Raw genomic sequence first — 22,038 nt, forward strand, 5'->3', positions numbered from 1 at the left:
CGGCTTGACCCTCCCGTAGGGTAATATTAAGCGTTCAATAGTTTTTGAAACCTCAAAAATAGAAAGGCGCATATTTGCGCCAAAAGCGGACATGATCGTCATCCTCCGACCCGACGCCGAGCCCGAAAGCGTCCAGCGAGCGCTGGTGGCGCGGGGGCTTTGGGTGCAGCGACTCGATGGTTCTCGTCAGACCCAGTTCGCCATCGAGCCGTGCTCCGCTGCCGTGGAGGCCGCCAGCTTGCTCGACATCGAGGGGGTCCTCGACGTGGTCCGTCCGGCCTCCCCTCACCCCAAGCTCGACCGTGCGGCCCGGAGCGTGCGAGTCGGCGCCGCCAACTTCGAGGCGGAGCGTCCCCCGGTGCTCATCGCGGGCCCCTGCAGCGTCGAGAGTGAGGAGCAGATCCATCGCATCGCGCGGGAGGTCGCTCGCCATGGAGCAAAGCTCCTCCGCGGCGGCGCCTACAAGCCGCGCACCTCGCCCTATGCCTTCGCCGGCCACGGCGCCGTGGCGCTCGGCTGGATGCGCGACGCCGCCGACGCCGCCGACCTCGGCGTCGTCACGGAGGTGCTGAGCCCCAGCGACGCGTCGCTGGTCGCGCGCACCGCCGACATGCTGCAGATCGGCTCGCGCAACATGCAGAACTTCGCGCTGCTGCGCGCCGCCGCGGCAGAGCAGAAGCCGATCCTGCTCAAGCGCGGCCTGGCCGCCACGGTGGAAGAGTGGCTGCTCGCGGCGGAGCACTGCCTGGCCCACGGCGCCCCGGCGGTGGTGCTGTGTGAGCGCGGCATTCGCAGCTGGGATCACAGCACGCGCAATCTCCTCGACCTGGGCGCCGTCGCGCTGCTCAGCCACGTGCACGGCCTACCCGTCGTGGTGGATCCCTCCCACGGCGCCGGCCGCCGCGATCTGGTGCTGCCCCTCGCTCGCGCCGCAATCGCCGTGGGGGCCGCCGGCGTGATGGTGGAAACACACTTCGATCCGGGCTCCGCCCAGAGCGACGGCGCCCAGGCGCTGCCGCTGTCCGACGTGGCGCGCCTGGGCGACCTGATGAGGACCGCACGATGACCGAGACCGAACCCCGCGGCGGCTCCGGCGAGATGTTCGATGCCATCGCCCCGCGCTACGACTTGATGAACCGGCTCTTGTCGCTGGGCATCGACCAATCCTGGCGACGCCAAGCGGTGGCAGCGCTGGAGCTGGCGGACGACGCCCGAGTGCTGGATCTGGCCACCGGCACCGGCGATCTCGCCATCCAGATCGCCCGCACCCATCCGACCTGCCACGTCGTCGGCCTGGACCCTTCCGAGAACATGTTGGCCGTCGGCCGCGACAAGCTCGGCGATCTGGGAGAACGGGTCGAGCTCGTGGCCGGCGATGCCCAAGCGCTGCCTTTCGAGGACGACACCTTCGACGGCGTCACCATCGCCTTCGGGATCCGCAACGTCGTCGATCGCCCCGCCGCCTTGCGGGAGATGGCACGGGTCACCCGCGATTCGGGGCGCGTCGCCATCTTGGAGCTCTCCGAGCCGCGGGACGGGCTGATGGCACCCTTCGCGCGTTTCCACGTGCACACCGTCGTCCCCTTCCTCGGGTCCTTGTTGTCGGGACACCGCGAGTACCGCTATCTGCAGCGCTCCATCGCCGCCTTTCCACCAGCGGAGGAGTTCGCGGCCACGATGGACGCTTCGGGCCTGGAGGTGCTCGAAGCGCGCCGCCTGTCCTTCGGCGTCTGCCACCTGTACATCGCGCGTCCGAGGGTGAAGTGACGGATGCGGCGCGGCTCGCGACCGACGACCTGGCAGTCGTCACGCGGCCGGCGCCGGTGCTCTCCGTCGAAGGCCTGCTCGCCGCCAGCGACGACGACGCCGTGCTGTGGCACCCGCCCGGGGGCCCCCTGTGGCTCGGGCTCGGGGTGGCAGCGCGCTTCCGCGCGTCGGGTCCCGACCGCTTCGAGCGCATCACGGAGGCCGCTCGGGCGGTGCTGGCCGAAGCGCCCGAGCTCCGGGCCTTCGCGGGCTTCGCCTTCGCGCCGGGGGCGAGCGACGACGACGTGTGGCGCGGCTTCGCCGAGGCCGAGGCGGTGCTGCCCCGCATCAACTACGTGTTGCATCAAGGCCGCGCGACGCTGAGCACCGTCGGGGGCGAGCTCCCGCTCCCCACGCCCCGCCTTCGGCCCGCGTCCCTGGCGCCGCCGAACGTGCAGCGCCGGGATCATTCCGACGCGGAGTACATCGCCGCGGTGCGCGCCATCGGCGACGGCATCGCGTCCGGCGCCTTCGACAAGGTCGTGGTGGCGCGGCGCGTGGACCTCGAGCTGTCGCCGTCGGTGGATCCGCCGCGAGTCCTCCAGCGCCTCGCGAGCATCGCGCCCGCCTGCACGCGCTTTGCGTTCCGCCGCAGCGGGCGCTGGTTCTTGGGCGCCACGCCGGAGCGCCTGGTCGAGAAGCGCGGCCGCGAGATCCGCACCGAAGCGCTGGCCGGCTCGGCGCCCCGGGGCGCCGACGCCGCCTTGCTGGCCAGCGCCAAGGACCGCGCGGAGCACCGTCACGTGGTGGACGAGATCCGCGCGCGCCTCGAAGCCCTCGGCGCCCGCGTCGAGGTCGCCAGCGAGCCCGAGCTCCGGGCCCTGTCCCACGTCGTCCATCTGCGGACGCCGATCGTCGCCCAGCTCTCGGCGGACCGTCACGTGCTCGAAGTGTTGGCCCAGCTGCACCCGACGCCCGCGGTCGGTGGCGTCCCGCGCGCCGCGGCTCTGGAGTGGCTGGCGAAGAACGAGCCCTTCGCCCGGGGGTGGTACGCGAGCCCCGTCGGTTGGTTCGACGCCGCCGGCGACGGCGAGCTCGCCGTCGCGCTGCGCTCGGCGGTGCTCGACGGTCCGCGCGCCCACCTGTTCGCGGGCGCCGGGATCGTCCAAGGCTCGACGCCCGAGGGCGAGCTCGCCGAGACGCGGCTCAAGCTCGAGGCGCTCGCTCGCGCCCTCGGAGTGGAGGCATGAGCGCCGAGCTCACGACGCTGTGGGCGCGCACGCTGCTGCACGCCGCGCGCGTCTCGGGCGTGCGGGACGTGATCGCCAGCCCTGGCTCCCGCTCGACGCCCTTCGTCGCGGCGGCCCTGGCGGAGAGCGGCCTCGCGGTGCGCGCCGTCGTGGACGAGCGCAGCGCGGCGTTCTTCGCCGTGGGGCAAGCGAAGATCACCGGCCGCCCGAGCCTCTTGATCGCGACCAGCGGCAGCGCCGCCACGCACTACGCCCCCGCCGTCGCCGAGGCCGCCGCGACGCACACGCCGCTCTTGGTGCTGACGGCGGATCGGCCGCCGGAGCTGCACGACGCCGGCGCCAACCAGACGATGGATCAGTCGTGGCTGTTCGCCGAGCGCGCCGTGGATCTCGGCGCGCCGGATCCGCGCGGCTTGCCTGCCCTCGCCCGCCGCGTGGCCCAGGCCGTACTGCGGGCCCGCGGCGGTCCGGTGCATCTCAATGCGCCCGTGCACAAGCCGTTGGAACCGGTGGCCATCGACGTCGCCCTGCCGGAACCGCCGCGCCTCAGCGCGCCCGAGCGGGGCGTCGATGCCGCGGCCGTCCGTCACCTCGCCGAGCGCCTCCGCCGCGCCGAGCGCCCGCTGATCCTGTGCGGCACCGTGGCGCCCGCGCTGCCTTTCGACGTCGCTCTGCTGGGCCGCGTCGCGGACCGCGCCGGTGCGGTCGTGGTCGCCGACGCCACGGGACCCGCGAGGTTCCGCGCTGGCACCAACATCATCTGCGACAAGGCGGACTGGCTCGTGATGAGTCCGACCTGGCGTCGGACCTTGATGCCGGATCTCGTGCTGCTGGTCGGCTCGGCGCCGCTCGCGACGGCGTGGGAAAGCGTGCTCGAGGAAGCGGAGCTTCACGTGGTGGCGCCGCAGGGTCACCCGAATCCGACCAGCACGGCGGCCAGCGTCAGCCTGGGACCGCTCGATGCGATGCTTCGTGCCCTCGCCGACGCGCTTCCCGAAGCAGCCTCCGCCTCGAGCTATCGCAGCGAGTGGCAGCAGGGCCAGGATGCCGTGAACCGCGCCCTCGAGACCACGCCCAGCCGCGGCTTCTGCGAGGCGGACGCCGTGCGCGTCGCCATCGAGCGCATGCCCGAGGACTCCGTGCTGTTTCTCGGCAACAGCCTGGCGCCGCGGGAAGCGAACCTTCACGCGCGGGCCCGAGAGCGCGGTCCCCGGGTGGTGGCGCAGCGCGGGCTGTCGGGCATCGATGGGCTCATCAGCGGCGCGGCCGGCGCCGCCGCGGCCAGCGGCGCGCCCACGCTGCTGTTGCTGGGAGACGTGAGCTTCTTGCACGACGTGGGCGGTCTGCTCACGGCGAAAGAAGTGCAAACGCCGCTCGCCATCGTGGTGCTGAACAATGGCGGCGGACGCATCTTCGAGGAGCTGCCCGTGGCCACCAGCGGAGTGGATCTCCGTTTCTGGACCACGCCCCACGATCTCGATCTGTCCCACGCCGCGGCGCTCTACGGGCACCGCTTCGCGCGGCCCGAGAGCCCCGATGCCCTGGCCGCGGCCGTCGACGACGCCCTGGGCACGCCGAGAGCGACGCTGATCGAAGCGCGCGTCACTCCGCTGTCGTGGCAGAAGGTGCTGGAGCGCCTGTGACACCGCTGGTCCTGCTCCACGGCTTCACCCAGAGCGCGTGCTCCTTCCGCGAGCTGATCGCGGAGCTGTCACCCGAGGTCGTCTTCGCGCCGGCGCTCCTCGGCCACGACGGCACGGCACGCCGGCACGGCGTCGAGACCTTCGACGACGAGGTGGATCGCATCGCAGAGCTGATGCGCCCGCTCGCGGCCCCGGCGCATCTCGTCGGTTACTCCCTCGGCGGCCGGGTCGCCCGCGGCATCGCGGCACGCCACCCCGATCTCCTGGCCCGAGTCAGCCTGGTGAGCGCGCACCCCGGCCTCGTCGACGACGGCGAGCGTCGGACCCGGCGCGCCGCCGACGCCCGCTGGCGCGAGCTCTTGGAAGGCGAAGGCATCGCCGCCTTCGTGGAGCGCTGGGAAGCGCTGCCGCTGTTCGCCAGCCAGAGCGAAGAGCTCCGCGCGGCCCAGCGCCGCGCTCGCCTCGAGCACGACCCGCGGGGTCTGGCGCTGTCGCTCGAGGTGTTGGGGCTCGGCGTCATGCCCCGCTACGAGGTCAGCGACGTGCCCGTCACTCTCGTCGTCGGCGAGCACGACGACAAATTCCGAACCCTGGCCGGCGACACCGCAGTGGTGATCGAGGGCGCCGGCCACAACCCCGTATTGGAGCAGCCTCGGCGTCTGGCGCAGGCGTTGGGCGGAGGAGAAGACCGATGAGCGAAGTGCAGTTCGACAAAGTCCAAGGCTACGAGGACGTGATCTACGAAAAGTCCAAGGAGGGCATCGCCAAGATCACGATCAACCGTCCGGAGGTGCACAACGCCTTCCGGCCACAAACGGTGATGGAGATGAGCCGCGCCTTCGCCGACGTGCGTGACGACCCCTCCATTGGCGTCGCGATCCTGACCGGCGCCGGCGGCAAGGCGTTCTGCTCCGGCGGCGACCAGCGGGTGCGCGGCGACGCGGGTTACGTGGGCGCCGACGGCGTGGCACGCCTCAACGTGCTGGATCTGCAGCGGCAGATCCGCACCTTGCCCAAGCCGGTGATCGCGATGGTGGCGGGATACGCCATCGGCGGTGGCCACGTGCTGCACCTGGTGTGCGATCTGACCATCGCCGCGGACAACGCCCGCTTCGGACAGACGGGACCCAAGGTCGGCAGCTTCGACGGGGGCTTCGGCTCGAGCTACCTGGCGCGCATCGTGGGCCAGAAGAAGGCCCGCGAGATCTGGTTCTTGTGCCGGCAGTACGACGCCCAAAAGGCCCTGGACATGGGCTTGGTGAACACGGTGGTTCCCCTCGAGAAGCTCGAGGCGGAAACGATCCAGTGGTGCCGCGAGATCCTCCAGCACAGCCCGCTGGCGCTGCGCTGCTTGAAGAGCGCCATGAACGCCGACTGCGACGGTCAGACCGGTCTGCAGGAGCTGGCCGGCAACGCCACGCTGCTGTTCTACATGACCGAAGAGGGTCGCGAAGGCCGGGACGCATTCCTCGAGAAGCGGCCGCCGGAGTTCAACAAGTTCAAGCGCCACCCGTGACCACGCTGCCGCTGTCTGCACGCCCGGGCGCCGTCGGCGCCTGGGTGCTCGCCGCTCGACCGAAGACGCTGAGCGCGGCGGTCGTGCCGGTGGTGGTGGGCACCGCCGTGGCCCACGCCACTGGAGGCGTGCGCGTCGGACCGGCCCTGGCAGCCCTGCTCGGCGCGGTGCTCCTGCAGATCGCCGCAAACTTCGCCAACGACGTGTTCGACTACGAGAAGGGCGCGGACACCGACGAGCGCCTGGGCCCGACCCGCGCGGTGGCGTCCGGGCTCATCCCTCCGGCGCGCATGCGCGCCGCCCTCGGGCTGTCGCTGGCCGCCGCCTTCGCCATCGGCATCTACCTCACGGCCGTAGCCGGTCCCGCCATCGTGATCATCGGGCTCTTGTCGATGGCGTCCGCCGTGGCCTACACCGGCGGCCCCTACCCCCTCGGCTACAACGGCTTGGGCGACGTCTTCGTGCTGGTGTTCTTCGGCTTCGTCGCCGTCGGCGGCACCGCCTTCGTGCAGCTCGGCCGCGTGCCCGCCGAGGCGTTGATCGCCGCGCTGCCGGTGGGCGCCCTGGCGACGGCCATCTTGGTGGTGAACAACATCCGCGACGTGGACACCGACGTCAAAGCGGGCAAGCGCACCTTGGCGGTACGCTTCGGCCGCGGCTTCGCCGTCGCGGAGTACGCCTTCTTGCTCGTCGTGTCCTTCACGGCTCCGGTGGTGCTCCTGGGTCGCGGCTTCGGCGCGTTGGTGCTCTTGCCGCTCGCCACCCTGCCGCTCGCGGTGTTCTTGTTCGATCGCGTCCGCACTGAGCGGGGCACGGTGCTCAACACTCGCCTCGCCATGACGGCCGCGCTGCTGCTCGGCTTCGGCGTGCTGCTGTCCGCCGGCATTGCCTTGGGGCGCCCGTGATCCGCTCGCGTCTGCAGCGTTTCCACGGCCGGATGAGCGCGCCCTTCGTCAACGCGCACGAGCGCTTCGTCGAACGCGAGGGCCTGCTCTTCACACTCACCCACGAAAGTGGCGCCGAAGGCCAGGGGGAAGCGTCTCCCCTGCCCGGCTTCTCGCGCGACACCCTGGAGCAGTGCGGCGCCGAGCTCGAGACAGTGCGGGACTTCCCCTCGCTCTTCGGAAGTCCGAAAACGGTGGTCCAGGCGATCGCCGCGGCGTCCTCCGCGCTGTCGATGCCGGCAGCGCGCCACGCCCTCGAAACCGCCCTCTTCGACCTCGCCGGCAAGCTCCGCGGCGAGCCGGTGTGGTGGCTGTTGCGCGCCGCGAGCGGCGGTCCGCAGCACGTACCTTCTCTCATGCCGCTCGCCGCGGTGATTCCGATGGGCGAGCCCGAGGCGACGGTGGAGCAAGCGCTCGCGACCGTGGCCCGCGGCGTGCGCACCCTGAAGCTCAAGGTCGGCCGGGATCTGACGCGGGAGCTCGAGACGCTGCGCTCGGTGCGCCGCGCCGTGGGCGGCGGCGTCGAGCTTCGCCTCGACGCCAATCGCGCCTTTGGCGCAGCACAGGCCCGCGAGGCCCTCGCCGCCTTTGCGCCCTTGCGCCCGGAGCTGGTGGAGGAGCCTTCGGATCCGCTGGTGGAGTCGCCGGTGCCGCTGGCACGCGACGAATCGCTGCTGGACGAGCCTCGCGCCGACGTCGCGGTCTGGGTGCTCAAGCCGATGGCGCTCGGGGGCCTCACGCGCTGCCTCGAGCTCGCCGCCCGCGCGCGCGAAAGCGACATCGACGTGATCGTCTCCCACCTGCTCGACGGGCCCGTGGCGCTGTCGGCGGCGGCGGCGCTGTCCCTCGCCGTCGGCGCGCCGAACCGCGCCGCCGGCCTCTACCCCCACCCGGGTCTCGGCGCCTGGCCCGAACGGCCGCTGCCGGCCTTCACCCAGGCCAACCTGATCCGTCGCGACACTCCGGGCCTCGGATGAGTCTGTCCATCTTCGACGCCGCCCGCGATGCGCCTCGGGAGCCGGCGTTGATCACGCCGGAGCGGAGCTTCACGTTCGGCGAGCTCGCGGATCTCGCCGCGCGCGTCGAGACGCCGTCCACGTTGCTGGGACATCTGGACGTGAACACCATCGTCCAGCTCCACGCCTGCATCGCGAAGCGAAGGCCCGTCGTCCTCGTTCACCCGCGGTGGACTGCCCGGGAGCGCCTCGCCGCCCGAGGCCGCGCCCCGGAGGACGCCCTGGCGGTGGTGTTCACTTCCGGGAGCAGCGGCGCTCCCCGCGGCGTCGTGCTCCCACGACGCGCCTTCGAGGCCTCCGCCCGGGCCAGCGCCAAAAACCTCGGTTGGCAGGACGACGATCGCTGGCTGCTCGAGCTGTCCCCGGCCCACGTCGGCGGTCTCTCCATACTCACGCGCTGCCTCATGGACCGCAAAGCCGTGGTGCTCGGCTCGGATCTCGAGCGCTCGCGAGCGACGCTCGTCTCCTGGGTGCCGACCCAGCTCGCGCGCTGGCTCGATGCCCATCCCGAGCAGCGCGCCCCGCAGCACCTGCGCGCGGTCGTCCTGGGCGGCGCGGCGGCTTCCCCAGCCCTGCGGCGGCGCGCCCGTGCTCGCGGTTTCCGGGTGCTGGGCAGCTACGGCCTCACCGAAGCGTGCTCCCAGGTCAGCACCGAACGGGAGCCTGGCGACAGCTCCGGGGCGCCGCTCCCCGGCATCTCCGTGCGCCTTGAGGACGGCTGCATCCAGATCGCAGGGCCCACGCTCTTGTCCCGCTATTGGGACGGCGAATGCCCGCTGTCCGAAGACGGCTGGCTCACCACCCGAGACGTGGGCCGCTTCGACACCGAAGGACGCCTCCACGTGCTCGGCCGCGTGGACGACGTGATCGTGACCGGCGGCGAGAACGTTCACCCTCTCGAGGTCGAGGCCGTGCTGGAGAGCGACCCGCGCGTACGCGAAGCGTGCGTCTTCGGCATCGACGACGCCACCTGGGGACAGCGCGTCGCCGCGGCACTGGTGCTGACAGAAGCCGCCGACGCGAACGGCGTCGTCGCCGCCGCCGATCTCGCCGACTTCAAGCGTCCCCGGGAGCTCTTCGTCGTCAGCAACCTGGCCCGCACTGCGAGCGGCAAGCTCGACCGCCGCGCTCAGCGGAAGTCCTGCACCGCCCAGACATCGCCGCCGGCCGTCACGTAGAACCCGCAGGCCACCTTCGTGTACTTCGTGCTCGACATGTTGATGTAGTGGCCGTGGGTCTTGAAGTCCGCACCGGGCCCCTCGGCCCACATCTGATCCAAGCAAGTTCCGATCACGGAGCTCGTGCTGGGGTAGCCAGGACACTCGTTCTGGGCGTTCTCGCTGCAGTCCCCGAAGGCTCCGTGGGCCGTCTTCGTCTGACTGTCGCTCTCGGCCTGGCCGTTGGCGCACGCTTCCTTGTCGGTCCAGCGGGCATAGGGCGACAGTCCTTGGCCCGCGCGGAGCTCGTTGATGCGATCCACGCACTGCTGGGCCAGCGCGGCGTGGGCGTTGCCCGAGCTGCCACCTGTCGAGTCGTCCGATGAGCCGCAGGCCGCGAGCAGAGCGGCCAACCCGAAGAGGAACACCCGCATCCTCACAGGATACTACGGAGCGTGACGCCCGCGGATCCGTGGCTATACTCCCCGCCGATGAAGCGGCTCGTCCTTCTTTTTTCCGCCCTTTCCCTGCTCGCCTGCAACAGCGAGCCCAGCCCCACCAAGGAGCCCGCCGCGGCCCCGCCGGCACCGGCCCCCGGCTTCAAGAGCTACGGGGACGCCATCACCGCCAAGGATCCGGTGCCCCTCGCCACCGTGCTGAAGGACCCCACGGCGTACAAGGGCCGCGAGGTGCTGGTGAACGGCGCCGTGCGCCAAGCCTGCACGCGGAAGGGCTGCTGGATGGAGCTGGCGGAAAACATGGACCCCAAGGGCCCCGGCTGCCGCGTCACCTTCAAGGACTACGGCTTCTTCGTGCCGACCAACTCCGCCGGCGCCCAGGCCCGCGTGCAAGGGATCGTAGAGGTGGAAACCGTCAAGGCGTCCCACGTGGAGCACATGGAGGAAGAGGGCGCCACCTTCCCCAACAAGAACGCCGATGGCACCGCCAACGAGGTCCGTCTGGTCGCGAGCGCCGTCGAGCTGAAGAAGTGACGAAGCGCGTGCTGCTCTCCTGGAGCAGCGGCAAGGACAGCGCCTGGGCGCTCTGGCTGCTCCGCAAGGACCCGAGCGTTGAGGTCGTCGCGCTGCTCACCACCGTGAGCGAGCCCACGGGTCGCGTCGCCATGCACGCCGTCCGGAGCGAGCTCCTGGCGGCCCAGGCGAAGGCCGCGGGTCTGCCCCTGTGGCAGGTTTCACTGCCGGATCCTTGCCCCAACACCGAGTACGCAGCACGCATGTCCCACGTGGTGGAGCGAGCCCGCGCCGACAACATCGACGCCATCGCCTTCGGCGATTTGTTCCTGGAGGACATCCGCCGCTATCGCGAAGAGCGCCTGGCCGAAAGCGGCTTGGAGGTGCTGTTCCCGCTGTGGCAGCTGCCCACCCGCGCCTTGGCCCGCGAGATGCTGGCCGCAGGCCTGCGCGCGCACCTCGCCAGCGTGGACACCACGCAGCTCCCGGCGAGCCTCGCCGGTCGCAGCTTCGACGAAACGCTGCTCTCGGAGCTCCCGGCGGCAGCGGATCCCTGCGGAGAGAACGGCGAGTTTCACACCTTCGTGTCCGCCGGTCCCATGTTCCGCGAGCCCGTGTCCGTGCGCCTGGGCGAGATCACCCAGCACGACGGCTTCGCTCGCGCAGACTTGCTCCCCGCCTGACGCATCTTGTTGGTGCGGCGCGATACCCGTCGAGCCGCGTGGGCCCGGAAGCTCGCGACGCCGAGAGAGTCAGTAGAAATCGGATGTGGAGTACACGTCGATCTCGCCAGCCAGCTTTTCATCGCCGTTCGCCATCGAAATACGAACGCGCCCTCTGTCCCCCGCCCGATTGACGGCCTTCAGGAGCTCGACGCTCCCAGTCGGCTTGAAGTCCCGATTTGCCCACTTGCGGTCGTAGCGTTTGTCGCCGAGGAACTCGATGACCTCGCTCTCGGCACCCTTCTTCGCGTCGAATGTGTAGCTGGCAAAGCTCGCTTTGGCACCGGTCTTCCACTCGACGCGAAAGCTCAGCTGACGCGCACCAGCAACCGTCGGCAAAAAGCCACAACTGCCGGCTACGTCGAAGTCCTCTTGGTCGTACACGTACACGGCGGCTACACCAGAGCTTCCCGTCCCAACGGCGCATGCCACGCGAGCGGCGAACGTCTTGCCAAAGAGCGTGCCTCGGAACGCAGCGGGTTTCTCTGCAGCAGCAGGTTTGTCTGCAGCGGCGGGTTTCTCTGCAGCAGCGGGCGCGGTTGCAGCGGCTGCGGCCGGCGCGGCCGGCTCAGCGTGACTCCCCTGCTCTTCTGGTCCACTCGGCGCGCTGGCAGGCGGCGGCGAGGCGCTGCCGCAGCTGAAGCACAGTACAGCGAACGCGGTGACCGAGGATTTCATCGCGCGGACATAACGCCCCTCAGCCCGGGCAGCAAGCCGCCCACGCGCAGCGCTGGGGCTCGCGATGGTCTCTCGTGGACGGTGATCGCACCGCGTCCCCGGTGGCCTTCCCGCCTCGCGAGGTTCCGCGGCGAACCGACAATCCCATCTTCGGGATGCGCGGAGCTCTGTGGAGCTGTCGCTCGCGAGGTCGGCGAACACCAACGTGCGTTACACGTCGCTCACGGATTCGACGATGCGCCCGACGAGCCCGTAGTCGAGGGCCTGCGGCGCGCTCATCCAGTGGTTCTGCTCGGTCTCCTTCTCGAGCTTCTCCAGGGGTTGCCCTGTGGCGTCGGCGAAGATGCGCGCCAAGCGCTGACGCATGGCGACGATCTGCTCGGCCTCCACCTCGATCTCGCTGGCACGTCCGGTCACGCCGCCCAGGGGTTGGTGCAAGAGAAAGCGCGTGTTGGGCAGCGCCAAGCGGTTCTCTCGTCGCGCGCCGACGTAGATGAGCGCCCCGGCGCTGGCGACCCAGCCCGTACCCAGCATCCGCACCTCCGAGCGCAGGAAGCGGATCACGTCGTGCACCGTGTCCCCGGCCTCCACGTGCCCCCCCGGCGAGTTCACGATCACGAGGATCGGCTCCTGGGACAGCGCATCCAGAGACAAGAGCTGCGCCGCAGCGCGCTCGGCCAGGTCCATGTCCACCTCACCGAAGACCAACACGGTACGCGAGGCGAACAGCCCCTCGGTCACGGGTCGCGGCAGCTCGCTGTTCATCCCAGAGGAGATGGCGTTCGTTGACCCGTCGCGCCATGCCCAGGACGCTCTCAGACGTACCCGAGCCGCTCGTCGGCTTTACATCCCCGGACACCGGTCCGAAGCTTGGCGCATGCGCTCCACCGTGTACCGCCGAGATCTAAATGCTCGCGCCACCGCCGCCGTCGGCTCCGAGCTCACGCTGGTGCTGGTGCCGTCGGGCGGCTGTCGTGGCCAGGACCACGCGGTGAGCGCCCCAGCTGGTTCGGCCTTGATCCTCACCCGCCGCCTGACGCTGGTCGCCGTCGCCCCGAGTCAGCTCGCGTGCTTCGACCTGCACGAAGAGCTGCCCCCGTCGCTCCCGAGCTGGCTGGTCCTGAGTCGCCGCACCGTCGCCCAAGACGACCGACTGCGGGCGCTGTGGGCGCTGCTCGTGGCAGAGCCCGAGCCGGACGTCGCGGCGCCCCTCGCCACCGCCTTCGTGCGGCTGGCGGCGCGCCACGCGAACACCGCGCCCCAGGTCGCAGATCCGCTCGTCCGCCGCGCGCTGGAAATCGCGCTCGGAGACCTGACGCGTCGCTGGACCGTCCCGGAGCTCGCCCGCAGGGTCGGCCTGTCTCGCGCGGCGTTCTGTCGACGCTTTCGTGCCGCTGCGGGCGCGCCGCCAGAGCGCGCGCTGACGGAGCTCCGCATGCGTCGCGCCGCGGAGCTGTTGGCCACCACGGAGCTGGGCCTGGCCGCCATCGCAGCTCAGGTCGGCTACGCGTCCGAGCACGCCCTCGGCCGCGCCTTCAAGCGCTGGGCCGGCGTCGCGCCGGGGCGCTATCGCGCCCGCAGCGCCGGCCACATCACCGCTTTGGCTGCGTAGCTCACTGCTTGGTGATGTCGATCTGGTAGGCGCCCGACTGATTCTGCGACCAATACGCGCAGCTCACCCACACGATGATCTGCTGCCCCGCCGTCAGCTCCACGTCGTCCGTGGTAGTCGGCGGGATCGCGGCGAACACGCCGTCGATCTCCACGGTGCTTCCCGGCGCTGGACACCAGCTGGGCGAGTAGATCTCACCCTGACCGTTCATCTGAGGGCCGTACTCCCGCACCGACGCGCCGCAGCCGTCCGGCCCCGTGGGCATCGAGATGCGATAGGTTCCAGCCTCCGATGCGGTGAACAGCAGGGCGTCGTCCGGTGCTTCCTGCCACTCGAGGCGAGAGCTGGTCACGATGTTCGCCTTGCCCGTGGTGTCGCCGGCGTAGCTCGCCTGCACGCCCGTGCCCATGTCGGCCGTCGGGCAATAGTTTCCGCCGCCCCCGGTGTTGCCGCCACCGGTACCGCTACCCGCGCTTCCGCCCGAGGCGCTGCCGGCCAGTCCGCCGCCGCCACCCGTGCCCGAGCCACCCGTGCCGGTGCCACCGGTGCCGGTGCCACCAGTGCCGGTGCCACCCGTTCCACTTCCCGCCATTCCACCGCTGCCGCCGCCGCTCCCGGAGCCCGAGCTGCACGCGATCGCCAACACCGCAACGGTCAAGGTCAAGTACTTCATCAAAGCCCTCCGCCGCCGAGCGTGTCGCGGATCGCGCATCGCGTCCACGAAATCCCCGGGGCGGATTGGCGCCGTCGGGGCAGTTCGACCCACGTGGCGCACACAAACCCCGAAAATCGCGCCGGCACGTTCCGTGAATACCGGCGGCGCATGCCCTGGCTCCACCGAACCGTGCACGTGTGGGGGGTTCGGATCTATCGCGACTCCCAAGGCGCGGTGTATCTCCGGCTCGGGCACGGGCGCACCCGACGCGTGTGGCCGCCGCCGTCGTGATCTCAGGTCACGGGCGCGAGCATCACCACGGAGTAGCCGACGGCGGGCTTCTTTCCCGGGTTCCCGTAGGAGTGGCGCTGGTCACCGCGGAACACCACCACGTCACCGGGAACGAGCCGATACGTCTCACCACTGGCCACGAGCTCGATCTCCCCGCTCTCGCAGGTGAGGTACTCGCGGGTACCTGGAGTGTGGGGAACGCCAACCATGCGGCCGCCCACGGTCAGCTCCAGCCGTTCGATGAGCGTGCCGGGCACGGCATCCGGCAATAGCGTGCTGACCACCACCGAGCCACGACTGCGCGAGGGTAACGACCCGCGTGGGTAGCGCTTCACCTCTGCCCGTGGCGCCGCGATCAGCTCCTCCAACGGCACCTGCAGTGCGACGGCCACGGAGTGCAGCACGGCCAGTGTGGGATTCGCGCCGCCGGACTCGAGATTCGCCCAGGTCGCCCGCGGCAGGGACGACAGCTTGGCCATCTGTTGCTGCGTGACCCCGCGCGCCTGCCGGAGCTGCCGCATGTTGTGTGCGAGCCGCGCCGCCAGCTTTTCGCTGTCCATGTCAGCACACTAGCAATCCGCCATCGTGTTGACAACGATGACAACAAACCAGACAGGCGGTCCCATGCTGACGAGCAGGAGGACAACGACATGGAACTCTCGAACAAGACCGCCCTCGTCACGGGCGCCAGCCGCGGCCTCGGTCGCGCTCTGGCCTTGGCACTGGCCGAGCGTGGAGCGCGGGTCGTGCTCGTCGCTCGCGACGGAGAGGCGCTTCGAGCCGTGACCGCGGCCATCACCGAGCGCGGCGGGCAGGCCTTCGCGCTGCCGGCCGACGTGGGCGACAAGAGCGCGATCTTTCCGCTGGTTGGAGCTGCCAGTGCGACCTTCGGACCGATCGACGTCCTGATCCACAACGCGAGCGACCTCGGACCCACGCCGCTACGCTTGTTGCTCGATACCGAATGCGAGGATCTCACCCGCGTCCTGGAGGTGAACCTGGTCGGGCCCTTTCGACTGACCAAGGCCGTGGCCGGCAACATGGCCCTCAGAGGCAGCGGCGTGGTCGTCCACGTCAGCTCCGACGCCGCCGTGGAGGCGTACCCCACCTGGGGAGCCTACTCGGTCTCCAAGGCGGGTCTCGATCACCTGTCTCGCGTGTGGGCCGCCGAGCTCTCGGAGCGCGGGGTCTCGGTGTTCTCCGTGGATCCCGGCGAGATGGACACCGACATGCACCGCGCGGCGATCCCCGACGCCGATCCCGCCGGCCTTGCCCGGCCCGAAGCGGTCGCCGAGCGCATCGTCCAGCTCATCGAGCGCGCCGAGTCCATTGCCCCCGGTGCGCGGCTGGCGCCCCCGCTCCTGGGAGACGCAGCATGAAGCCCGCACCCTGGCCCCGCAGCGACGCCGATGCCGAACGCCTGCTCGTGATTCGCCCCGGCGACGGCAGCCTCGCCGATCGCCGGGTGGGCGAGCTCCCCGAGCTCCTCGGCGCCGGCGATCTGCTGGTGTTGAACGACGCCGCCACGCTCCCCGCGAGCCTCTTCGCCCGCACTCGCGCCGGCGCCTCCGTCGAGCTTCGTCTCGCCGGTCAGGACGGCGACGCCTTCGTGGCGGTCGTCCTCGGCGACGGCGACTTCCGCGCCCGCACGGAAGATCGCCCCGTGCCGCCCGCCCTCGCTCCGGGCGACGCGCTGCTCGTCTCCGAGAGCGCTCCGGCACTGTCGGCGACCGTCACGGGCATCGTGGACGACGGACTGGTTCGCCTACGCTTCGATCGCGACGGCGCCGAGCTATGGCGCGCGCTCTACGCTCACGGCCACCCCGTGCAGTACTCCTACGTCGAGAGCCCGCTATCGCTGTGGCACGTCCAGAGCCGCTTCGCTGGTGTGCCCTGGGCCGCGGAGATGCCGTCCGCCGGTCGGCCCCTCACCTGGCGCACGCTCTTCGGGCTGCTCCGCCGCGGCGTCGGCATCGCGCGCGTCAGCCACGCGGCCGGACTCTCGTCCACGGGCCGAGCCGATCTCGATCGCCGCTTTCCCCTGGACGAACGCTACTCCGTTCCCGCCGAAACGGTACGCGCCATCGCCCGCACCCGGGGACGCGTCGTCGCCGTGGGCACCACCGTGGTGCGCGCCCTCGAGAGCGCCGCCGAGAGCGGCACCCTGCGTGCGGGCAGCGGCGTCGCTACCCTACGCCTCGACGCGAGCAGCACACCGCGCGTGGTCCACGCCGTGATGAGCGGCATGCACGAGCCCGGCACCAGCCACTTCGAGCTGCTCTCGGCCTTCGCTCCGGCAAAGCTCCTGGCCCGAGCCAGCGAGCACGCCGCCGCCCGCGGCTACCTCGCTCACGAGTTCGGCGACAGCTGCCTCGTCTACTGACGCCGGCCGCGCTCGGACGACCGCCGCCGCCTCTACTGACGCAGCATGTTGGTCCGGCGCGATACCCGTCGCGCCCCGCCCATCACGGGCACGCGCCGAGCTCGTGGGGACACGCCCCCACGTCGATCTGCCCCTGCGTCTGTTGCGGCCAGTACGGCACCTTCTCGCCGAACCCGATGGCGGGGCTCCCCGACTTCAGGGCGAAGTTTTCGCCCTGCACGTCCACCAGCTGCGGATCCGTATCGATGGCGTTGGCCGGAGTCGGAAAGGCGTCCGGCGCAGTCATGTTCGGGTCGTTCCCGAAGGCGACGTTGTGCGACCACTCGTTGGTCCCGTCCACGGGATTTCCGCCCAAGAACGGCGTGTTGTTCTTCAAGATGCCGCTGCCCGTCACGGCGTAGCCGATGTTGTTCTTGAACACGTTGCCGGAGCCGAATGCCGACGAGAATTCGCCGCGCCAGGTGCCGTCGTTCAGCGTGTCCAGGCCGTTGTCGTAGGCGGTGTTGTTGAACACGTCGGCGTTGGAGGACGTGGGTCCCACGTGAATGCCGAAGCCACCGTTCTTCCAGGCCACGTTGCCCATCAACAGCGCCCGGGGTGCGTAGGCCACCTTCGGGTCGTTCTGCTCGTGCCGGGAGTCGTCGTACTCGATGCCGTTGCCATCCGTGTGCGGGCTTCCACCGGGTGACGTGAAATTTCCGTAGCAGCGGTTGTACGCATACACGTTGTGGTACGGCGCCCACTGCTGGTCGTACGCCGTCGCGGTGTAGCCGGGGATCTCCATCGGCTCGTACGTCGAGATGCCGCTGTTCCAGGAATTGTACGCATTCTCGTCCAGACGATTGTGGAGGAGCCAGTAGTAGTCCGCCCAGCAGTTGGCGATGCCGTTGCCCCCCATGTCGTGGATGTAACTGTTCAACACGAAGACGTGGTGCAGGCCGTTGTAGTCGAAGTTGCTGTACGCGCAGCTGTCGACGCCGTGGTTGCTATTCGCGAAGTGACCACCGTCCAGCTCGAGCCCGTCGAACACCAGATACGGCGCGGCCGCGTGGATGAGACTGCTCACGTTTTTGGTGGCCACCAGCTTGGCGCCGAGCAAGCTCGCTGCGCGCCACACGGTGAAGCCGGTCTTGCTCGCTTCCGTCCCTCCGTGATCGACGTTCAGATCCGAGTCGAGCGTGTAGCTGCCGTCGCCGACGACGATGCAGTATCCGGGGGCGGACTTGGGGATCGAGTCGTTGGCGTGCTGCAGCGTGCGCCAGGGCCCATGGCCGCCGCCCGCCGTGGCCGCCAGGCCGTCGGCAGCGTCGTCCCCGCCGTTGGCCTGCGTCGCGACGTAGCGGGTCTCGACGCAGGTGTAATAGGGGTGGTCGTCGAAGAGGGTCGCACTGGGGCCGGGCACCTCGACGCCGGTACTGGGCGCCCCGGCGTCCCCGCCGCCGCCGTCGATCGCGCCGCCCGTGCCGCCGCCCGACGCGCCGCCCGTGCCGCCGCTTCCGCCGCCCGCGTCGGCGCCACCATTGCCGCCCAGAGAGCCGCCGTCCTTGGGTTTGGAAGTGTCGCTGCTGGAGCTGCCGCACGCCGCGAGCAATGCCGTGAGCACGACGACCAGGGACTTTCGAACCGCGAGTTTCATCGTCGACCTCCGAGGTCGTGCGCGAGGTTCCGCGCCGAACCGACAATCATATCTTCGGGATACGCAGAGACTTGCTGATCATGGCGCTGCCGCTCGCGAAGTAGGCGAGCACCAACGGATGCAGCGTGAAGCCAGCGATGCTCATGCTGCCAAAGGGCAGCGCACTGCCGATTTGGTCCTTCCAAGTGAGCCACGCCAAGAGGCCGACCAAGAGCACGCTCGTGGGGATGGGGGTGCCTTCGAAGTAGCGCACCTTGCCGCTGTCGTCCGAGAGCGCCGCGGCGGTGGCGTTGTAGCGGGCCAAGCGGCTGATGCCGCAGCCCACGAAGTACACCAACACGGCGGCGTCCCAGCCTCCGCGCAGGCCCACGGCGAAAGCCAACACCGCCGGCGCCACGCCGAAGGAGACGAGATCCGCCAGCGAATCGAGTTGCGCCCCGAGCAAGGAGTTCTTCCGGCGCCAGCGGGCGACGCGGCCGTCGAGATAGTCGAACACGCCGGCCAACGGGAGCAGCGCGAAGGCGATCCACAGCATGGCACGCTCACCGCTGACCAAGAACTGCATGGCGCACAGCACCGACGACATGCCCGAGAACCCGTTACCCAGCGTGATGACGTCGGCCAGGGTGAACTCGCGCAACATCGAGAATCGCGGAAGCCGCGGCCGGCGGCGCTTCTTCGCCGGTGCCTCGGTCAAGTCGGTTTCTTGCGCGTTCATCCCTGCTCCTCACTCTACTACGAGGCTTTGGGAGTGCTCGAATCTGGCGTGCGAAAGCCGAACAAATCGGAGTAGTCTCCCGCCCGCGTGAGTGACCTCGCTTGGATCGTCGCTTCTGGCCTGGCCATGGCCGTACTTTCTCTGGTGGGCGCGATCACGCTGGCGCTGAGCGAAGACGCGCTCAAGATGCTGCTCTTGCCCCTTGTGGCATTGAGCGCCGGGGCGCTCCTGGGCGGGGCATTGTTCCACATGCTCCCCGCCGCCGTGGAAGCCAAGGGCGGCACCCCCGCGACCTTCGCCTGGGCCGCCGCCGGCTTCTCGGTGTTCTTCGTCATGGAGCAGTTTCTTCACTGGCACCATTGCCACCGCTCCACCTCCGAGCACACGCACCCCCTCACGCACCTGCTGCTGCTCGCTGGCGGCGTGCACAAGCTGCTGGGTGGTCTGGCGGTGGGCGCTGCGTTCCTGGTTCGGACCGAGCTCGGGATCTCCGCGTGGTTGGCGGCCGCTGCCCACGAGGTGCCGCAGTATCTGGGCGACTTCGGCGTCTTACTCCACGGCGGCTGGACCCCTCGGCGCGCCCTCGGCTGGCTGTTCGGCACCAGCTTACCCTTCTTGGTGGGTGGGCTCGCCGCCTATGCCACGGCGCGGCAGCTGGACGTGGCGGCGCTGGTGCCCTTCGCGGCGGGAAATTTCATCTACATCGCGGCCTCCGACTTGATCCCCGAGATCAAGCACCACGAGCGCCTCGCGAGGACACTGTTCCACTTCTTGTGCTTCGTCATCGGCCTCGCGATCCTCTACGGCCTGGCGCTGGGTCTGCACCACGGGCACTGATGTTTACGCCGTAAACTTTGGGCCTCTTGTCCCCAACCCGGCGTCCTGTGCTACCGCTTGGGCCATGCGGCGGAGCCGGCTAGGGAAACTCCCCAAACTCGCTATCGCGCTGCTGGGCGTCGCGCTCCTGTTGATCACGACGGCGTCCTCGGCAAAGCAGCGCGTTCACGTGGTCGCCAAGGGTCACACCCTGGGCAAGATCGCTCATCGCTATCACGTGAGCATCGAAGACCTGTGCAAGGCGAACCACATCAGTCGGCGCGATCCGATCAAGCCGGGGCAAAAGCTCGTAATCCCCGACGACGAGCATCCGGCTTCCGCGACGCCCCCGCCCAAGCACGAAGAGAAGAAGGCCGAAGAGAAAGACGACGACAAGGACGACGAACCTTCGTCGGATCGCGTCGGCAACGACGGCATGCGCGTGCTCGACGTGCCCGGTGCCGGCCCCGCCTACTACTACACGCCCACGGGCCCGGGACGGCTCTCACTCCGCCCGGTGCTCATGTACCTGCACGGTCGCGGCGGTCACCCCGAGCGCGACTGTCGCCGCTGGGCGCCCGTCGCACGACGGCTGGGCTGGCTGGTGTGCCCCAGCGGGCCGGGCGCTCGTGGCGACGGCCGCGGCTGGAACAACAACTGGTACACCGGCCAGCGCGCGGCAGTGGCGACCATCCAGGCACTTCGAAAGAAGTACGGGCGCCGCGTGCAGCTCTACGGCAACACCCTGATCGGCTTCTCCGAGGGCGCGTACGTGGCAATGAACGTCGGAGTTCGCGAGCCGCGCACGTTCAACCGCTGGCTCATCCTGGCCGGCAACACGACCTACTGGGGCGGCCCTGGGCTGGACGAGCTGGGCAAGCACCATCGCACGCTGCGCCGCGTCTATCTCATCACGGGTGAGCAAGACGGCGTCATCGACGGCACGCGGCAGCTCAAAGAGTGGCTCAAGAAGAACCGCGTACCCACGCGGATTTCCACGCCCAAGGACATGGGCCACGAGCTCGCCCTGGAGCGCAAGGCCAGCATGTATCGCGCCGCGTTGATCTGGCTCGATCGCGGGATCACCGGTCACAAGCACTCCAAGAAGAGCGTCGCCCGCCGCGGCAAGAGCGCCAAGCGCAAGCGCTGACGTGCGCACCTTCGCGCTGACCTTGCTGCTGCTCGGCGCTTGTGCCGGAGAGCCGGCGGCCCGCGTGGCGTCCGCCGAGGCGAAGCCCCGGCCGGCGCCCGTCCCCGCCCCGGAGCCCACGCACGTGCCCAGTGCGGCCCCACCGGTTGCTCCGCCGCCGGAGCTACCAAGCGACGTGAAGGTCGGCGTCCCGCTGAGCCTCGACGTGGAAGGCTCGCGGCCGCTCAGGGTCGTGCACGCGCCGGCCCGACAAACTCGGGCGTTGATCTACCTGCACGGCGTCTGCGGCGACGTGACCGCCGTGGATTCCTGGATTGGTGCCGCCACGCGCCATGGCACTCTGATCGAGCTGCTCGGCGACACCCGCTGCAAGGGTTCCACCCGCTACCGTTGGACCAGCTCCACCGCGGTGCTCATGCAGCGCATCGACGCGGCCCTGTCCCGAGTGCGCGACGCGCGGGGCGGGCTCTTGGACGTGACCCAAGTCGTGCTCATCGGCTACTCCCAGGGTGCGATCCGCGCGGAGGCTCTGGCCAAGCACTACCCCGAACGCTTTCCGTGGGTGTTGCTCGGCGGTGTGCCGGTCACGCCCAACGCCGACAGCTTCACGAGCACGCGTTCCGTCGCCTTGCTCGGCGGGCAGCGCGAGGGGCTCGGTCACCTGGTGGCCGGACGAGAAGCGCTGGAAAAGGCCGGACGCCGCGTGAAGAGCTTCGTGCTTCCAAGCGCCGGGCACGGCGAGTTCGGCCCGGACGCGGACCGAGTGCTCGGCGAGGCCTTTGATTGGCTCTTGGCTCAGTGCCAGGCGGACGCGACCTGCACCGGCTGACCCGAGCGGTCGTGGGCGTCCACCCGGGCCTGAGAGTCCGTCATGCAGCTCACGCAGGACGGGAACTGGGAGCCGTGCTCACACGTGATGAGCATTGCAGTGGCCGGCGACGCTCCGAACTCCTCGGGATCCAGATGGCGACCGCAGGCAATGCAATGGATGTGCTGCTGTTGCACGTTCGGTCCCGGACGATGGGTCGGGTCCTGGGCCTTACGCTCACGCTTGGTCTGCCGCTTCTCGCGCTTCATTTCGGCGACATGAAAGTCGAACGGGGCGCCTCGGGTCAAGCTCCCGCCGCATTGTGC

The 22,038-nt window shown here is 69.9% G+C and carries 25 protein-coding genes; 17 read left to right on the top strand and 8 right to left on the bottom strand.

Translation table 11 applies throughout. The annotated features are described in order from the left end of the window. Positions 1-91 precede the first annotated feature (91 nt). Genes aroF through H6717_29280 form a run of 9 tightly spaced genes read left to right on the top strand, consistent with a single transcriptional unit; the run spans position 92 to position 9,293 of the window. Complete coding sequence (gene aroF / locus H6717_29240; GenBank protein MCB9581149.1) at positions 92-1,066, top strand: 3-deoxy-7-phosphoheptulonate synthase; 975 nt, start codon at positions 92-94, stop codon at positions 1,064-1,066. Continuing rightward, entirely contained in the window at positions 1,063-1,767 is a 705-nt protein-coding gene (gene ubiE / locus H6717_29245) for a bifunctional demethylmenaquinone methyltransferase/2-methoxy-6-polyprenyl-1,4-benzoquinol methylase UbiE (protein ID MCB9581150.1), read from the top strand. The genes aroF and ubiE overlap by 4 nt, the downstream gene beginning before the upstream one ends. Then, entirely contained in the window at positions 1,764-2,996 is a 1,233-nt protein-coding gene (locus tag H6717_29250; protein MCB9581151.1) for an isochorismate synthase, read from the top strand. Before ubiE ends, H6717_29250 begins: the two co-directional genes overlap by 4 nt. Beyond that, positions 2,993-4,639: a 2-succinyl-5-enolpyruvyl-6-hydroxy-3-cyclohexene-1-carboxylic-acid synthase gene (gene menD, locus H6717_29255; protein ID MCB9581152.1), complete on the top strand. Its 1,647-nt coding sequence runs from the start codon at positions 2,993-2,995 to the stop codon at positions 4,637-4,639. Before H6717_29250 ends, menD begins: the two co-directional genes overlap by 4 nt. After that, positions 4,636-5,334, top strand: a complete 699-nt coding sequence (locus H6717_29260; protein MCB9581153.1) for an alpha/beta fold hydrolase — start codon at positions 4,636-4,638, stop codon at positions 5,332-5,334. The genes menD and H6717_29260 overlap by 4 nt, the downstream gene beginning before the upstream one ends. Further along, a complete protein-coding gene (menB, locus tag H6717_29265) occupies positions 5,331-6,155 on the top strand; it encodes a 1,4-dihydroxy-2-naphthoyl-CoA synthase (GenBank protein MCB9581154.1) in 825 nt (274 codons plus the stop codon). Before H6717_29260 ends, menB begins: the two co-directional genes overlap by 4 nt. Continuing rightward, on the top strand, positions 6,152-7,060 hold the full coding sequence (locus tag H6717_29270) for a 1,4-dihydroxy-2-naphthoate polyprenyltransferase (GenBank protein ID MCB9581155.1): 909 nt from the start codon (positions 6,152-6,154) through the stop codon (positions 7,058-7,060). Before menB ends, H6717_29270 begins: the two co-directional genes overlap by 4 nt. Then, complete coding sequence (locus H6717_29275; protein ID MCB9581156.1) at positions 7,057-8,076, top strand: O-succinylbenzoate synthase; 1,020 nt, start codon at positions 7,057-7,059, stop codon at positions 8,074-8,076. Before H6717_29270 ends, H6717_29275 begins: the two co-directional genes overlap by 4 nt. After that, a complete protein-coding gene (locus H6717_29280; GenBank protein MCB9581157.1) occupies positions 8,073-9,293 on the top strand; it encodes an AMP-binding protein in 1,221 nt (406 codons plus the stop codon). The genes H6717_29275 and H6717_29280 overlap by 4 nt, the downstream gene beginning before the upstream one ends. On the opposite strand, the gene H6717_29285 is transcribed toward H6717_29280, so the two are convergent. Next, positions 9,245-9,706 (bottom strand): hypothetical protein, encoded by a 462-nt coding sequence (locus H6717_29285; GenBank protein ID MCB9581158.1) that lies wholly within the window; start codon positions 9,704-9,706, stop codon positions 9,245-9,247. The two genes, H6717_29280 and H6717_29285, sit on opposite strands and share 49 nt — an antisense overlap. A 57-nt stretch (positions 9,707-9,763) precedes the next feature. On the opposite strand from H6717_29285, the gene H6717_29290 reads away from it, so the two are divergent. Further along, entirely contained in the window at positions 9,764-10,264 is a 501-nt protein-coding gene (locus H6717_29290) for a DUF4920 domain-containing protein (protein ID MCB9581159.1), read from the top strand. Further along, positions 10,261-10,926 carry an adenine nucleotide alpha hydrolase gene (locus H6717_29295; protein ID MCB9581160.1) on the top strand — a complete coding sequence of 222 codons (666 nt, stop codon included), beginning with the start codon at positions 10,261-10,263 and terminating at the stop codon, positions 10,924-10,926. The genes H6717_29290 and H6717_29295 overlap by 4 nt, the downstream gene beginning before the upstream one ends. A gap of 69 nt (positions 10,927-10,995) precedes the next feature. Here H6717_29295 and H6717_29300 read toward each other — a convergent pair whose 3' ends face one another. Both H6717_29300 and H6717_29305 read right to left on the bottom strand, forming a co-directional pair. Further along, positions 10,996-11,349, bottom strand: coding sequence for a hypothetical protein (locus H6717_29300; protein ID MCB9581161.1), 354 nt, complete (start codon positions 11,347-11,349; stop codon positions 10,996-10,998). 504 nt (positions 11,350-11,853) lie between these two features. Next, the gene (locus H6717_29305) at positions 11,854-12,408 is read right to left on the bottom strand and encodes an ATP-dependent Clp protease proteolytic subunit (GenBank protein ID MCB9581162.1); all 555 of its coding nucleotides are present in this window, start codon (positions 12,406-12,408) and stop codon (positions 11,854-11,856) included. A 10-nt stretch (positions 12,409-12,418) separates the two neighbouring features. Between H6717_29305 and H6717_29310 the strand changes: the two genes are divergently transcribed. Then, on the top strand, positions 12,419-13,255 hold the full coding sequence (locus tag H6717_29310) for a helix-turn-helix transcriptional regulator (GenBank protein MCB9581163.1): 837 nt from the start codon (positions 12,419-12,421) through the stop codon (positions 13,253-13,255). A 1-nt stretch (position 13,256) separates the two neighbouring features. Here the strand turns inward: H6717_29310 and H6717_29315 are convergent, their stop codons facing one another. Together H6717_29315 and H6717_29320 are read right to left on the bottom strand one after the other, a co-directional pair. Continuing rightward, positions 13,257-13,928: a hypothetical protein gene (locus H6717_29315; protein MCB9581164.1), complete on the bottom strand. Its 672-nt coding sequence runs from the start codon at positions 13,926-13,928 to the stop codon at positions 13,257-13,259. 275 nt (positions 13,929-14,203) lie between these two features. Beyond that, positions 14,204-14,761, bottom strand: coding sequence for a helix-turn-helix transcriptional regulator (locus H6717_29320; GenBank protein ID MCB9581165.1), 558 nt, complete (start codon positions 14,759-14,761; stop codon positions 14,204-14,206). A 90-nt stretch (positions 14,762-14,851) separates the two neighbouring features. Here H6717_29320 and H6717_29325 point away from each other — a divergent pair, with 90 nt between their 5' ends. Further along, positions 14,852-15,580, top strand: coding sequence for an SDR family oxidoreductase (locus H6717_29325; protein MCB9581166.1), 729 nt, complete (start codon positions 14,852-14,854; stop codon positions 15,578-15,580). Further along, a complete protein-coding gene (locus tag H6717_29330) occupies positions 15,577-16,584 on the top strand; it encodes an S-adenosylmethionine:tRNA ribosyltransferase-isomerase (GenBank protein ID MCB9581167.1) in 1,008 nt (335 codons plus the stop codon). The genes H6717_29325 and H6717_29330 overlap by 4 nt, the downstream gene beginning before the upstream one ends. A gap of 82 nt (positions 16,585-16,666) precedes the next feature. On the opposite strand, the gene H6717_29335 is transcribed toward H6717_29330, so the two are convergent. Both H6717_29335 and H6717_29340 read right to left on the bottom strand, forming a co-directional pair. Then, positions 16,667-18,220, bottom strand: coding sequence for a hypothetical protein (locus H6717_29335; protein MCB9581168.1), 1,554 nt, complete (start codon positions 18,218-18,220; stop codon positions 16,667-16,669). Between the two features lie 46 nt (positions 18,221-18,266). Beyond that, entirely contained in the window at positions 18,267-18,863 is a 597-nt protein-coding gene (locus H6717_29340; GenBank protein MCB9581169.1) for a CDP-alcohol phosphatidyltransferase family protein, read from the bottom strand. A 162-nt stretch (positions 18,864-19,025) separates the two neighbouring features. Here H6717_29340 and H6717_29345 point away from each other — a divergent pair, with 162 nt between their 5' ends. The 3 genes from H6717_29345 to H6717_29355 all read left to right on the top strand — a co-directional run bounded on the left by H6717_29345 (position 19,026) and on the right by H6717_29355 (position 21,733). After that, positions 19,026-19,775, top strand: a complete 750-nt coding sequence (locus H6717_29345) for a ZIP family metal transporter (protein ID MCB9581170.1) — start codon at positions 19,026-19,028, stop codon at positions 19,773-19,775. A 64-nt stretch (positions 19,776-19,839) separates the two neighbouring features. Continuing rightward, positions 19,840-20,904, top strand: a complete 1,065-nt coding sequence (locus tag H6717_29350; protein ID MCB9581171.1) for a LysM peptidoglycan-binding domain-containing protein — start codon at positions 19,840-19,842, stop codon at positions 20,902-20,904. A 1-nt stretch (position 20,905) separates the two neighbouring features. Next, positions 20,906-21,733 (top strand): hypothetical protein, encoded by an 828-nt coding sequence (locus H6717_29355; GenBank protein ID MCB9581172.1) that lies wholly within the window; start codon positions 20,906-20,908, stop codon positions 21,731-21,733. Here H6717_29355 and H6717_29360 read toward each other — a convergent pair. Further along, on the bottom strand, positions 21,700-21,981 hold the full coding sequence (locus tag H6717_29360; protein MCB9581173.1) for a hypothetical protein: 282 nt from the start codon (positions 21,979-21,981) through the stop codon (positions 21,700-21,702). The genes H6717_29355 and H6717_29360 overlap by 34 nt on opposite strands. Between the last annotated feature and the right edge of the window lie 57 nt (positions 21,982-22,038).

This window comes from Polyangiaceae bacterium (assembly GCA_020633235.1).
In the GTDB taxonomy this organism is placed as follows: Bacteria; Myxococcota_A; Polyangia; order Polyangiales; family Polyangiaceae; genus JACKEA01.

Bases quoted from the DNA above. Each gene is read 5' to 3' on its own strand.
- H6717_29285 (MCB9581158.1), bottom strand. From the start codon at position 9,706: ATGCGGGTGTTCCTCTTCGGGTTGGCCGCTCTGCTCGCGGCCTGCGGC.
- H6717_29340 (MCB9581169.1), bottom strand. From the start codon at position 18,863: ATGTTGCGCGAGTTCACCCTGGCCGACGTCATCACGCTGGGTAACGGG.
- menD (MCB9581152.1), top strand. From the start codon at position 2,993: ATGAGCGCCGAGCTCACGACGCTGTGGGCGCGCACGCTGCTGCACGCC.
- H6717_29350 (MCB9581171.1), top strand. From the start codon at position 19,840: ATGCGGCGGAGCCGGCTAGGGAAACTCCCCAAACTCGCTATCGCGCTG.
- aroF (MCB9581149.1), top strand. From the start codon at position 92: ATGATCGTCATCCTCCGACCCGACGCCGAGCCCGAAAGCGTCCAGCGA.
- H6717_29335 (MCB9581168.1), bottom strand. From the start codon at position 18,220: ATGAAACTCGCGGTTCGAAAGTCCCTGGTCGTCGTGCTCACGGCATTG.
- H6717_29330 (MCB9581167.1), top strand. From the start codon at position 15,577: ATGAAGCCCGCACCCTGGCCCCGCAGCGACGCCGATGCCGAACGCCTG.
- H6717_29305 (MCB9581162.1), bottom strand. From the start codon at position 12,408: ATGAACAGCGAGCTGCCGCGACCCGTGACCGAGGGGCTGTTCGCCTCG.
- H6717_29315 (MCB9581164.1), bottom strand. From the start codon at position 13,928: ATGAAGTACTTGACCTTGACCGTTGCGGTGTTGGCGATCGCGTGCAGC.
- H6717_29320 (MCB9581165.1), bottom strand. From the start codon at position 14,761: ATGGACAGCGAAAAGCTGGCGGCGCGGCTCGCACACAACATGCGGCAG.
- H6717_29360 (MCB9581173.1), bottom strand. From the start codon at position 21,981: ATGAAGCGCGAGAAGCGGCAGACCAAGCGTGAGCGTAAGGCCCAGGAC.
- ubiE (MCB9581150.1), top strand. From the start codon at position 1,063: ATGACCGAGACCGAACCCCGCGGCGGCTCCGGCGAGATGTTCGATGCC.
- H6717_29310 (MCB9581163.1), top strand. From the start codon at position 12,419: ATGGCGTTCGTTGACCCGTCGCGCCATGCCCAGGACGCTCTCAGACGT.
- menB (MCB9581154.1), top strand. From the start codon at position 5,331: ATGAGCGAAGTGCAGTTCGACAAAGTCCAAGGCTACGAGGACGTGATC.
- H6717_29290 (MCB9581159.1), top strand. From the start codon at position 9,764: ATGAAGCGGCTCGTCCTTCTTTTTTCCGCCCTTTCCCTGCTCGCCTGC.
- H6717_29280 (MCB9581157.1), top strand. From the start codon at position 8,073: ATGAGTCTGTCCATCTTCGACGCCGCCCGCGATGCGCCTCGGGAGCCG.
- H6717_29325 (MCB9581166.1), top strand. From the start codon at position 14,852: ATGGAACTCTCGAACAAGACCGCCCTCGTCACGGGCGCCAGCCGCGGC.